Consider the following 11833-nt stretch of genomic DNA (forward strand, 5'->3'; position numbering starts at 1 on the left):
CGCCTCACTCGAGGGTGAACAGGTAGGCGGCGATGTCCCGGGCGTCGGTCTCGGTGACCCCGAGATCGGGCATGGCCGTGCCGGGCTCCACCGACTGCGGGTCCTGGATCCAGCGTTGCAGGTTCTCCGCGTTGTTCGGCAGCGCACCGGCGATGTAGGACCGGGCGCCGAACCGGGTCAGCGGCGGACCCACGAGACCGTCCGCCCGCCGCACACCCGGCACGACGTGGCAGCTGCCGCAGCCGTACTCCTGGATCAGCCGCGCCCCCCGGTCGGGGTAGCCCTCCCGGAGCTCCGGTGGTGGCGGCGGCGGTACCCGAGCGCACGCGGCGAGCGTGGCCACGGCGGCGAGCACCGCCGGCAGCGTCGACCGGGACCAGCCCACGACGGTCCGGTTCATCGGGTGCCCCTCCCGGCCGCCGGACCCACCGGCGGACCCTCGGTCAGCTCGGGCCGGCCGATCGCGCCGGTGCCCGGATCGCCGCTGCCGCCCACGCCACCATCCGGAAACGGGGCCGGTCCGCGCGGCGAGCGCCGGTCCAGGCCGGAGAACCAGCGCAGGAAGACGACCGCCGCCACCGCCAGCACGATCACGTCCATCGGGATCCACATCAGCAGGCCGGCGAGCTGCTGCGCGGTGAGCGGGTCCCCGCCCTCGGGGGTCAGGGTGGCGACCGGATAGACGGGCCCGGGTGCGAGGGTGAGGGCCGCGCCGAGTGCGGAGGCCACCAGCATCGTGCCGACCAGCAGCAGCACGGCGGCCGGGCCGTCGAGCCGGTGCCGGCCGGCGCCGAGCACCACCGACCAGAGCAGCGCCGCCGCCACCACGAAGGAGACGTGCTCGACCAGGTGCAGGAGCGTGTTCTCCGCCGCCAGCCGGTAGGGGGTGGGCAGGTGCCACACCCAGAGCACGGCGCCGTGCAGGGTGCCGGCGAGCAGGGCGACGGGTCCGGGCCGGCGCATCCGGGCACCGGCGGTCGACGCGCGCCACCGCGCCCAGTACCGGCGCAGCCGCCTCGGCGCGGCCAGTGCCAGGGGCAGCCCGACCGCCGCGGCGGCCAGCGCCGGACCGGCCACCACCAGCAGGAGCATGTGCTGAGCCATGTGCCCGGCGAAGGAGCGCGCGGCCAGCCCGTGCACCGGCCCGGTCGAGGCGGCCAGCACCGCGCCGACCCCCAGGGCGAAGCAGCCGACCCGCCACCGGCCGACGACCGCGCCGACCCCGCGCCGGCTCCAGAGCTCGTGCACCCCCCTGGCGTATCCGGCGCCGACCAGCGCGAGCGTGGTGACCAGCCCGAGATTGGTCCACGCCTGCGCCGCCACCGCGCCGCCGTGGGCCAGCGGCACGGCCGGCGCGGCCCAGCAGGTCACCGCTGACATGGCGGCAGCACCAGGGCGGCCACGCCACCCAACGCGATCATGGCCAGCGCGAGCATGTTGAGCCAGAGCCCGACGAAGGCGAGCATGTGTGCCCGGCCCACCGACCGGTGGCCGCCCTCGGGCAGGTCGGACCGGGTACGGCGCCAGGCGAGCACCGAGACGGCGAGCGCGGCGACGGCACCGGCCGCCGGTACGAGTACGGCCAGCGCGATCGCGCCGCTCAGCGGAAACCCGGCGAGGTTGTCGTGGCCGGCGGCGCAGGTGAGTTCGTCGACGGCCCAGGCGACCAGCGCGTGCAGGGTCCAGAAGGCGACGCCGCCGAGTACGGCGAACCAGAGCAGCAGCCCGCCGACCAGGGCGGTACGCGGTGGCAGTCGCTCCGTCATCACAACCTCGGCGAGAGGTAGATCGTGAAGAGGATCGCCACCCAGACCGCGTCGACGAAGTGCCAGTAGAAGGCGACGATCCGGACCCGTTCGTGGCGTTGGGCGCCGAAACTGCCCTGTAGCGAGCCGGCGAGCAGCCAGCAGACCATGAGCAGCCCGACGGTGACGTGCGCACCGTGGAAGGTGGTGATCGAGTAGAAGAGCGACCCGTAGGCGTTGCTGGTGAAGGTGAACTCCCGCAGCTTCTCGGAGTACTCCAGGCCCTGCAGGCCGAGAAAGGTCCCACCCATCAGCAGCGTGGCGAGCAGCCCGGCGCGCAACTGCCAGCGCCGGCCGCGCCGGATGCCGGCCTCGGCCCAGAGCACCGGCAGGCTGCTCGGCACCAGCAACGCGGTCATGACCAGCGGCAGCAGGAGTTCCGGTTCCCGGATGCCCTCCGGCGGCCACGGCCCGCCCTGCTGGAACCGGAGATAGAAGTAGCTCCCGAGCAGGGCGGCGAAGACCGTGCCCTCGGTGGTGATGAAGAGCATCACCCCCCACCACGCGGTCGAGCGGCCGACCGGCTCCTCGGTGGCGAGCGCCGAGGGGCGGATCGCCGTGCGGGCGTCCCGGATGGTCATGCCGGCAGCCCCGCTTCCTCCGGCGTACGCCGGGGCGGCCAGAGCCAGGCGGCCAGCGTGCCGGCGACCAGGGCACCGCCGGCGGCGGCGACCCAGTACCAGGCGAAGAGCAGCCCGACGAAGAGGACGAGCAGGCCGAGCGCGGTCACCAGCGGCCGGACCGTCGGCTCCGGCATCTCCACCGCCCGCTCGTAGCGGCCGTCGAACTCGCTGGTGAAGAGTGCCCGGTGCCCGTCGGCCAGGATCCGGTCCCCGGTCGCGCCCGGCCCCATCGACTCGGCGGTCCGCGGATCCCAGACCGGATGCAGGGTGTGCACCCGGGGCAGCACCGCGAAGTTGTACGCCTTCGGCGGCGAACTTGTGGCCCACTCCAGGGTGTCCCCGCCCCACGGGTCGTCCGGTGCCTCTTGCCCCCGGCGCAGCGCGTGCACCACCCCGATCGCCACCAGCAGCAGCCCGACGGCGAGCAGGTACGCCCCGACGGTGGCGGCCAGGTTCCACGGGTCCCAGCCGAGCCCGCCGGGATAGGTGTAGACCCGGCGGGGCATGCCGAGCAGCCCGGCGAGGTGCATCGGGAAGAAGGTGAGGTTCATGCCGACGAAGACCAGCCAGAACGCCCACCGACCGAGGCCGGCGTGGAACATCCGCCCGGTCATCTTGGGCAGCCAGTAGTAGATCCCGGCGAGGATGGGGAAGACGGCACCGCCGAAGAGGACGTAGTGGAAGTGCGCCACCACGAAGTAGCTGTCGGTGACCTGCTGGTCGAAGGCGGTGAACGCGAACATCACCCCGGTGAAGCCGCCGATGACGAAGGTGACGAGGAAGCCGAGCACGAAGAGGAACGGCACGCTCAGCACGATCCGACCGAGCAGCATGGTGGCGAGCCAGGCGAAGATCTGCAGCCCCGACGGGATGGTGATGATCGTGCTCGCGGCGCTGAAGAACGAGTACGACAGCTGTGGCAGGCCGGTGGCGAACATGTGGTGCACCCAGACGCCGAACGAGATGACCGCGATGGCGACGATCGAGAAGACGATCAGGGGATAGCCGACGATGGGGCGCCGGGAGAAGACCGGCAGCACCGACGAGACGATGCCGAGGGCGGGCATCACGATGATGTAGACGTCCGGGTGACCGAAGATCCAGAAGAGGTGCTGCCAGAGCAGGACGTTCCCGCCGTGCTCCGGTTGGAAGAAGCGGGTGTCGAAGCGGCGGTCCAGGAAGAGCATGGCGTTGTCGAGGTTCAGCACCGGGATGGCCACGATCACCATGAACGAGGTGGCGACGATCGCCCAGACGAAGATCGGCACCCGGTTCAACGACATCCCGGGCGCACGCATCTTGAGCGCGGTGACGATGAAGTTGATCGCGCCGGCCGTGGTGGAGATGCCGAGGAAGAGCAGCCCCAGCGTGTAGACGTCGAGGTGCAGGCCGGGCGTGTTCCGCTCGTCGGTCAACGGCACGTACGCGAACCAGCCGCCGTTCGGCGCCACCCCGGCCGGCACGCTGGCCCACATGAAGAGCCCGGAGAAGAGGAACACCCAGTAGCCGAAGGCGTTCAGCCGGGGGAAGGCCATGTCCCGGGTGCCGAGCATCAGCGGCACCAGGAAGTTGCCGAACCCGAAGAGCATCGGCGTCGAGAAGAGGAAGATCATCGCCGTGCCGTGCATGCTGAAGAGCTGGTTGTACTCGCCCGGCGACAGGACCTGCGCCTCCGGGGCGGCCAACTGCGTACGCATGGCGAGCGCGCTGATCCCGGCGAAGCCGAAGAAGAGCCCGGCGGTGACCAGATAGCGGCGCCCGATCTTCTTGTGGTCCACGGTGGTGAGCCAGGCCCGCAGGGTCGACGGCTCCGCCCAGTGCCGCTGCAACGACTCGCGCGCCTCGGCGACGGCGTCGTGTGCGGCGGTGCGAGACGACATGGTCTCCGGCTCCTAACGCAACGACGCGAGGTAGGCGATCAGATCCGGCAGGGCCGCCGCGTCGACCGGTTGCGGCGGCATCGCGTTGCCCGGCTTGATCGTCTGGGAGTTGACGATCCAGCCGCCCAGGTGCCCGCCGTCGTTCGGCGCCGCGCCGGCGCCGAGGCTCCACCGGGAACCGATGGTGGTGAGGTCCGGCCCGACGGTGCCGCCGGCCGGAGTCCCCCGGACGGTGTGGCAGGCGACGCAACTGCTCTGCAGGAACGCCTGCTGCCCGCGCTGCTCCGCCTCGCCCTCCGGTGCCGGGGCCGGCGTGGATAGCCGCCCCAGCCAGGCGTCGAAGTCGGCCCGCGGCCGGGCCACCACCAGAAAGGCCATGTGCGCGTGCTGGAGACCGCAGTACTCCGCGCACTGGCCGCGGTACTCCCCCGGCCGCTCCGCCCGGAGCCAGGTCTCGCGTACCTCGCCGGCGATCAGGTCGGTCTTCGGCATCAGTTGCGGCACCCAGAAGCTGTGCAGGACGTCGACGGTGCGCAGCCGGATCCGCACCGCCTCCCCGACGGGGATGTGGATCTCGTTGGCCGTGGCGCCGTCGACGCCCGCGTAGCGCACCTCCCACCACCACTTGTGCCCGGTCACGTCGACCGTGACGGCGGGCGGCTCGTCCGGCGGTCCGAGCGCCGCGAGATCACGTAGCCCGATGCCGTAGACGGCCACCAGTACCACGAAGGGCAGGCCGGCACCGGCGACGACGACGAAGCGGATCGGGTCGGAGCGGTTGACCCGGCCGGCCCGGCTGCGGAACACCAGCGCCCAGGCCAGCAGGGCCATGACCTCCACGAAGACCGCCACCGAGATCCAGAACAGCAACCACCAGAAGCCCTCCAACCGGCGCGCTCCCGTCCCCGCCGGGTCGAGTGTGGAGGGTGCGCTGCCGGCGCACGCGGAGACCAGCGGGAGCAGGACGACGGCGGCCGGGACGAGAAGCCACCGGCGGTGGGCGGCGGGCTTCCTGCCCATCACCGGTCACCACCTCCGCTCGTCCAGGCTGCGAGCCAGCCTAACCAGGCAAATACGACAGGTGGTCTATTTCGCTATTTAGCTATCGAGTCACCTCTCACTCCTGCATCATCGGGCTCGTGGACCTTCCTCGACCGGTGCCCGGCACCGCCCGGACTGCCGGCACCGGCCGGGTTGCCGGCACCGGCCAGCGGCGCGGCACGTCCCCGACCTCCACCGTCAGCGACCGGCGGGCGGCCGGTGACCGGCGGGCGGCCGGTGACCGGCGGGCGGCCGGTGGCCGGCGGAGCCTCGGCTGGCTGGCCGCCGGCCTGACCGGTGCCGCCGCCGCGGCGGGACTGCTGATCGCCCCGCCGGACGCGCTGCAGGGTGACGCCCAGCGGCTGATGTACCTGCACGTGCCGGCCGCCTGGACCGCCTACCTTGCCTTCGCCGCCGTCCTCGCCGCCAGCCTCGGTTACCTCGCCACCCACGACCTGCGGTGGGACCGCTGCGCCCGGGCCGCCGCCGAACTCGGCGTCGGACTCACCGCACTGACCATCGCGCTCGGCGCCGTCTGGGGCCGGGCGGTCTGGGGTACCTGGTGGGCCTGGGACCCGAGGCTCGTCAGCACCGCCCTGCTCCTGATCGTCTACCTCGGTTACCTGGCGGCCCGGCAGTCCCTCCATCCCGGCCCCGCCCGGGCCGGCGGCCCGGGGGCGCACCGGAGCGCACGGATCGCCGCGGTCATCGGGATGGCGGGCTTCGCGCTGGTGCCGCTGGTGCACTTCTCCGTCGTGTGGTGGCGGTCCCTGCACCAGCCCGCCACGATCCTCGCCCCCGAACGCCCACCCATCGACCCGCTGATGGCGGCCGCCCTGGGACTGAGCCTGGCCGCCTTCACCGTCGCCGCGATCTGGATCTTCCTACGTCGTCTCGCGACGCTGGAACCCGCACTCCCCCGCCGCACGCCACCATCAGGCTCGACTCCACCGCCACCGCTACCAGCACCCACGTCGGCGTCGAGTGTGGTGCGGGCCGGATGACCGGCTGGACCGCCGTGCTCGCCGGTGTCGGCCTGACAGCCGCGACCGCCGCCTGGGCCATCCGGTGGAGCGGTGCCCGGCCGCGCCCGCCCCGGCCCACCGGCACACCCCGCTCCGGCACCACACCGCTCCCCCACACGGCACCGCTTCCCCACACGGCACCGCTCCCCCACGCCGCACCGCACTCCGACATCGTCGGGCCGGCGGCCCGGGAGGCAGGGTGATCCGGCCGACCCGCGCCCGCCTCGCCCTGTCGGCGGCCGTGCTCACCGGCACCGGAGTGCTGGTCTACGCCGGTTTCCAGGGCGCCCTCAGCTACTACCGCACCCCGGCGGAACTGGCAGCCGATCCGGACGCCCTGCTCTCCCGGACCCGGCTGGGCGGGGCCGTGGTGCCGGGTTCGGTCCGGCACGAGGGCGGGGAGACCGTGTTCCGGCTCGCCTCGGAGGGGCGGGAGATCACGGTACGACAGCGGGGCGTGCCGCCGGAGGCGTTCCGCGCCGGCCGGGACGCGGTCGTCGAGGGCGTTCTCGGCACCGACGGCGTCTTCCACGCCGACCAGATACTCGTCAGGCACGGCAACGACTACCGACCGGCGGAAGCGGCTCCGTCCGGGACGGCCCGGTGACCGGTCAACTCGGCACCTGGTCGCTCGGGGCCGGCCTCGCCGCCTCCGTGGCGGCGACGCTGCTCTGGCTGCGTCTCGCACTGATCCCGGCAACGCCCGTCCGGCCCGCCCGGCTCGCCACCGGGGCCGGGCTGCTCGCCGCGCTCGGTGCGTTCGGCGCCCTGGAATGGGCGCTGCTGCGGCACGACTTCGGTCTGCGGTTCGTCGCCGAGAACGGCGGCCGTGACGTGTCGCCGTACTACACCTTCACCAGCCTGTGGTCGGCGCTGGACGGTTCGCTGCTGCTCTGGCTGGTGATCCTCGCCGGCTACGCCGGCCTGCTCGCCCGCACCGCACCCGCCGGCGACCGGCGACTGCATCACTGGGCGATGAGCGTGGTCAGCCTGGTCGCCGTCTTCTTCTTCGCGCTGTCGTACTTCGCCGCCAACCCCTTCCACCCGGTTTCGCCGGTGCCGGCCGACGGACCCGGGCCCAACCCGCTGCTGCGGGAGCATCCGGCGATGGGGTGGCACCCGCCGCTGCTCTACGCCGGCTACGTCGGGCTGGTCGTCCCCTTCGGCTACGCCATCGCCGGACTGTTGGCGGGCCGGAGCGGCCGGAACTGGGCGGGCCCGGCACGGCGCTGGACGCTGCTGGCCTGGGCGCTGCTCACCGCCGGCATCCTGCTCGGCGCCTGGTGGTCGTACGCGGTCCTCGGCTGGGGCGGCTACTGGGCCTGGGACCCGGTGGAGAACGCCTCCCTGCTGCCCTGGCTGACCGCCACGGCATTCCTGCACACGCTGCTCACCCGCCGTGGTCCGGCCCGGGTCGGTTGGCCGGCGGCCCTGGCCTGCGCCAGTTTCCTCCTCGTCCTGGCCGGCACCTTCCTGACCCGGTCCGGCGTGGTTGCCAGCGTGCACGCCTTCACCGAGTCGCCGCTCGGTCCCATGCTCCTCGGCTTTCTGCTGCTCGTGGCGACCGCCACCGTGGTCCTGATCGGTTGGCGGGCCGGGTCCACACCGGATCCGACGGAGGCAACCCTGCCGCGCCCCGACGCGGCAGGGACAGCTCCGCCGCTGTCCCGGGCCACGGCGCTGCTGGGCAACCGGATCCTGCTGAGCACCATCGCCACGGTGGTGCTGGTCGGCACCGTCTTTCCACCGATCGCCGAGGCCGTCTCCGGCACCGCCGTCGCGGTCGGACCGGTGTACTACCACCGCACGGCGGTCCCCCTGTCGATCGCCCTGCTGACGCTGATGGGCCTCGCCGTTCTGCTGCCGCCGACCGGTGCACGCCCCGCCGAGACCGCCCGCCGGGTTCTCGGTCCGGCCGCCGCCGGCCTGGCCGTCGTCGCGGCGGTCGGTCTGGCGAGCCGTCCCGGTCCCATGGCGTTGGCCGCCTTCGGCTGCGCGGGTTTCTCGCTCGCCGCGACGGTCGCCGCACTGTGCCGGGGGCGGCACGGCGACGCTGCGCAGCGCCGGATCCGGCGGTGGCCCCGGGTCGGCGGCGCCCTGGCACACGCCGGAATCGCGCTCGTCGCCGCCGGGGTCGCCGCCTCGTCGGCCTACACCGTGGCCACGGAACGGCAGCTTCCGGTCGGCGAGACGCTTCGGCTGTCGGCGGCCAGCGTACGGCTGACCTCGGTCGACCGGGTCCAGACCGGCGCCGGCATGACGGTCCGGGCCCGGCTGGCGCTCGGTCCGGCCGACCGGCCGGCCGGCACGCTGGTGCCGCAACTGAGGTACCACCCGCAGCACGACACGACGGTGAGCCGCCCCGCCATCCGGTCGGGGCCGTTCCGGGACACCTACGCCACCCTGCTCGCGGTCTCGGCCGACGGTCGTTCCGCCACGGTCCGGCTGGCGGTCAACCCGATGGTCGCGCTGATCTGGGTCGGCGGGCTGTTCTGTGCCCTCGGTGGCCTACTCGCCCTCGGGACGGGGCTCCGGCTGCCCCGGCGGGTGCGGGCGGCGCACCGCCGGGCGGGACGGGAGCCCGTCGCCGCCGGCCCGACCGACCGACCCGACGTCCCGGCGGCCGGCACCGCGGTCCGGTCCGGACGAGCTGCCGCCGCCGGCCGGGAGGACGGGCCGGTGGCGGGGTCCGCCGCCGGAAGCGAGCCCGGATGATCGGGGTGATCGGGCGGCTCCGACGGCGCCGGCCGGCGTTGCGCCCTTCCGGGCGGCGCCGTCGGAAGCCGACCCTGCGGCTGGCGTACGGTCCGGTCCCGGTGATCGGTCTGGTCGCCGCCCTCGCCCTGGTGGCCGTCGTCGTGGCGGCGGTCGGCACGGCGGCGGGAGGCAACGGGGGCGACCCGGCGGCCGGGTCGGGCCGTCCGGTCGCGGACGCGCCGGGGCTCGCCGGACGGACCCTCGACGGCGAACCGTTCGACCTCGCCGAGCTACGCGGTCAGGTGGTACTCGTCAACGTCTTCGCGTCCTGGTGCGGCCCGTGTCAGGACGAGTTGCCGCTGCTGGTCGACGCCGGACGCCGGTGGTCGGGACGGGACCTCCGGCTGGTCGGGCTGGCCGTCCGGGACAGCGAGGTGGCCCTCCGCGCGCTGCTCGAACGGACCGGCGCGCGGGACCTGGCCGTGCTTCCGGACCCGGCGGGCAGCACGGCCGTCGACTGGGGGGTACGCGGCGTGCCGGAGACGTTCCTGCTGGACCGGCACGGCCGGATCGTCGACCGGATGATCGGCCCGGTGACGGCCCGCTGGCTCGACGAGCGGCTGGCGCCGCTGCTGGGCCCGTGAGGCTCCGCCGGCTCGCGGTCACGGCAGGGCTGACGATCCTGATCGCCGGCGCCCTGGCCGGTGCCTGGCGTTCCGTGGCGGCCGGCGGCGAGGACGATCCGGCCCGGCGCCTCGCCGCCGGACTGCGCTGCCCCGCCTGTCAGGGAGAGTCGGTGGCCGACTCCCGGTCGCCGATCGCCGCCGCCATGCGGGAGGTGATCGCCGGCCAGCTCCGGGAGGGACGCGGCCCGGAGGAGATCCGGGCCTACCTCGTCGACCGCTACGGCACGGAGGTGCTGGCCGCACCGCCGGCCCGAGGTTGGGGGCTGCTGCTCTGGACCGCTCCGGCCCTGGCGTTGACGGGGCTGGTGGTGCCGGCCGGGTACGCCCGGTTCCGGTCCCGCCGCCCCGGCACCGCCGCGTCCGGCCGGCGAACCCCGGGCCGCCGGGCCGGCCCCGGACCCTGGGCTGGCTCCCGGCCCTGGACTGGCTCCCGGCCCCGGACTGGCTCCCGGCCCCGGACTGGCTCCCGGCCCCGGACTGGCTCCCGGCCCCGGGACCGCCGGATGCCCGATCGCGGTGGCCGGCTCTGGAGCGTCGGCGCGGTCGTGGTGCTCGCGCTGGTCGGCGCCGTCGCCCTGGCCGCACCACCGGCTCACCGCGCCGCGCACCCTGCTGTCCCGCCCAGCCCCGGACCCGCCGATCCGACAGCCGGCCAGCTGATCCTGGCCCGGTCGCTGGAGTCGCGGGGACACTACGCGACGGCGGCGCAGGTCTACCGGACGGTGCTGGAGCAGCGCCCGTCCGCCGAGGTCCGGCTGCGGCTGGCGTTCACGTTGATCCGGCTCGGGCAGGCCGCCGAGGCCGCGCGGCTCGCCCAGGCGGTGCTGGCCGACCATCCCGACACACCGGACGGCCTCCTGATCCTGGGGCTCGCCCAACGGCGCAGCGACCCGAAAACGGCGTCCGCGACGCTGCGCCGGTTTCTCGTCCGGGCACCCGGGCATCCCGCTGCGGCCGAGATCCGCCGGCTCCTCGACACCGGCTGACCCCCGCGCGCCGCAGATGCCCGTCCGGAACGGCCGGTGCCGGCTCGCGGCGCCGCCGGGCGAGGGCCTCGCGGTCGCCCGGCACGTCGTCGCCGGTGGAGGAGGCGGGTTCCGCTCACCTCCGGCCGGCCCGCACGCCGGCCACTATCCCGCGCAGCTCGGTGGTGACGCGGTCGGTCCGACCACCCGCCGCCCGCAGCCGCGTCAGCCCGGTGACGGCGAGCAGGGCGGCACCACCGAGGTATCCGGCCGCCAGCACGGCCGTGGAGCGCCGGGCCGGCAGCCTCGCATCCACCAGCGACAGTACGGCGGCGGATGCCGCTCCCAGGCCCAGGAGGGCGGCGATGCCGGCGCCGGCCAGCAGCGCCGCTCCCAGCCCGGCCCGGCGCGCCGACTCCGCGAGATCGGCACGGAACCGCATCGCCTCCTGGACGGCCAGCTCCCGGACGTCCCGGGCGAGCCGGTCGCCGGGAGCCGCCGCCCCGGTCAGGGAATCGTCCGCCCGGTGCACCCTGATCACCCCTTCCCAAGGCTGCCGACGGTCGCGGCGGCCCGTGCAGAGAGCCGACGAACGGCGCGGGCCCCTACCGCGTGCCGGGCCCGGTGGCGGAGCCGTTGCCGCCGTCACCCTCGACGAAGACGTCGTCGACGTTGATGTTGACCTCGACCACCGTGAGCCCGGTGGTGCCGCGTATCCGGTCGACGACATTCCGGCGTACCGCATCGGTGACGTCGACGATGCTCTGGCCGTACCAGGTCACGATGTCCAGGTCGACGGCGGCCTCCCGCTCCCCCACCTCGACCGATACTCCCTGGTCGGAGGCTTCGGAGCTACCCGGCAGCATGTTGCGGAGCTGGCCGAGTCGACGGCTGACGCCGCTACCCATCGAGTGCACGCCCGGGATCTCCCGGGTGGCGATGCCGGCCAGTTTCGCGACGACTCCCGCCGCGATGCGGGTCTTGCCGGTGTCGGTGGTGATCTGGGCACGCGCCGGTCCGCCGTCCGGGGTCATGGACTGCGCCGCGCCCCGGAGTTTCTCGCCGGCATCGCTTCTGGTCTCGGTCGCGGCCATCGGCCTCTCCTAGTCGT

General features: G+C 74.3%; 14 protein-coding genes. 6 read left to right on the plus strand and 8 right to left on the minus strand.

Going from position 1 to position 11833, the window contains the following annotated elements:
• Positions 1–4: 4 nt before the first annotated feature.
• Genes ACN27G_RS16055 through ACN27G_RS16080 form a run of 6 tightly spaced genes read right to left on the minus strand, consistent with a single transcriptional unit; the run spans position 5 to position 5328 of the window.
• Positions 5–400: a c-type cytochrome gene (locus ACN27G_RS16055; RefSeq protein WP_421493618.1), complete on the minus strand. Its 396-nt coding sequence runs from the start codon at positions 398–400 to the stop codon at positions 5–7.
• Positions 397–1380, minus strand: a complete 984-nt coding sequence (locus ACN27G_RS16060; RefSeq protein WP_421493619.1) for a cytochrome c oxidase assembly protein — start codon at positions 1378–1380, stop codon at positions 397–399. The genes ACN27G_RS16055 and ACN27G_RS16060 overlap by 4 nt, the downstream gene beginning before the upstream one ends.
• A complete protein-coding gene (locus tag ACN27G_RS16065; RefSeq protein ID WP_421493620.1) occupies positions 1368–1766 on the minus strand; it encodes a hypothetical protein in 399 nt (132 codons plus the stop codon). The genes ACN27G_RS16060 and ACN27G_RS16065 overlap by 13 nt, the downstream gene beginning before the upstream one ends.
• Positions 1766–2386 carry a cytochrome c oxidase subunit 3 gene (locus ACN27G_RS16070; protein WP_421493621.1) on the minus strand — a complete coding sequence of 207 codons (621 nt, stop codon included), beginning with the start codon at positions 2384–2386 and terminating at the stop codon, positions 1766–1768. Before ACN27G_RS16070 ends, ACN27G_RS16065 begins: the two co-directional genes overlap by 1 nt.
• Complete coding sequence (ctaD, locus tag ACN27G_RS16075; protein WP_421493622.1) at positions 2383–4308, minus strand: cytochrome c oxidase subunit I; 1926 nt, start codon at positions 4306–4308, stop codon at positions 2383–2385. Before ctaD ends, ACN27G_RS16070 begins: the two co-directional genes overlap by 4 nt.
• 12 nt (positions 4309–4320) lie before the next feature.
• Complete coding sequence (locus ACN27G_RS16080) at positions 4321–5328, minus strand: cytochrome c oxidase subunit II (RefSeq protein WP_421493623.1); 1008 nt, start codon at positions 5326–5328, stop codon at positions 4321–4323.
• 119 nt (positions 5329–5447) lie between these two features.
• Here ACN27G_RS16080 and ccsA point away from each other — a divergent pair, with 119 nt between their 5' ends.
• The 6 genes from ccsA to ACN27G_RS16110 are packed head-to-tail and all read left to right on the plus strand — an operon-like array spanning position 5448 to position 10743.
• A complete protein-coding gene (gene ccsA, locus ACN27G_RS16085) occupies positions 5448–6353 on the plus strand; it encodes a cytochrome c biogenesis protein CcsA (protein WP_421493624.1) in 906 nt (301 codons plus the stop codon).
• Positions 6350–6577 (plus strand): hypothetical protein, encoded by a 228-nt coding sequence (locus ACN27G_RS16090; RefSeq protein WP_421493625.1) that lies wholly within the window; start codon positions 6350–6352, stop codon positions 6575–6577. The genes ccsA and ACN27G_RS16090 overlap by 4 nt, the downstream gene beginning before the upstream one ends.
• A complete protein-coding gene (locus ACN27G_RS16095) occupies positions 6574–6981 on the plus strand; it encodes a cytochrome c maturation protein CcmE (RefSeq protein WP_421493626.1) in 408 nt (135 codons plus the stop codon). Before ACN27G_RS16090 ends, ACN27G_RS16095 begins: the two co-directional genes overlap by 4 nt.
• Positions 6978–9089 (plus strand): heme lyase CcmF/NrfE family subunit, encoded by a 2112-nt coding sequence (locus ACN27G_RS16100; protein ID WP_421493627.1) that lies wholly within the window; start codon positions 6978–6980, stop codon positions 9087–9089. The genes ACN27G_RS16095 and ACN27G_RS16100 overlap by 4 nt, the downstream gene beginning before the upstream one ends.
• Positions 9086–9715, plus strand: a complete 630-nt coding sequence (locus tag ACN27G_RS16105) for a TlpA family protein disulfide reductase (protein ID WP_421493628.1) — start codon at positions 9086–9088, stop codon at positions 9713–9715. Before ACN27G_RS16100 ends, ACN27G_RS16105 begins: the two co-directional genes overlap by 4 nt.
• Positions 9712–10743: a cytochrome c-type biogenesis protein CcmH gene (locus ACN27G_RS16110; protein WP_421493629.1), complete on the plus strand. Its 1032-nt coding sequence runs from the start codon at positions 9712–9714 to the stop codon at positions 10741–10743. The genes ACN27G_RS16105 and ACN27G_RS16110 overlap by 4 nt, the downstream gene beginning before the upstream one ends.
• A 115-nt stretch (positions 10744–10858) precedes the next feature.
• Here the strand turns inward: ACN27G_RS16110 and ACN27G_RS16115 are convergent, their stop codons facing one another.
• Both ACN27G_RS16115 and ACN27G_RS16120 read right to left on the minus strand, forming a co-directional pair.
• Positions 10859–11263, minus strand: a complete 405-nt coding sequence (locus ACN27G_RS16115) for a phage holin family protein (RefSeq protein WP_421493630.1) — start codon at positions 11261–11263, stop codon at positions 10859–10861.
• Positions 11264–11327: 64 nt separating this feature from the next.
• Positions 11328–11816 carry an Asp23/Gls24 family envelope stress response protein gene (locus ACN27G_RS16120; RefSeq protein WP_421493631.1) on the minus strand — a complete coding sequence of 163 codons (489 nt, stop codon included), beginning with the start codon at positions 11814–11816 and terminating at the stop codon, positions 11328–11330.
• Positions 11817–11833 lie beyond the last annotated feature (17 nt).

Source organism: Plantactinospora sp. WMMB334 (genome assembly GCF_049179095.1).
In the GTDB taxonomy this organism is placed as follows: domain Bacteria; phylum Actinomycetota; class Actinomycetes; order Mycobacteriales; family Micromonosporaceae; genus Plantactinospora.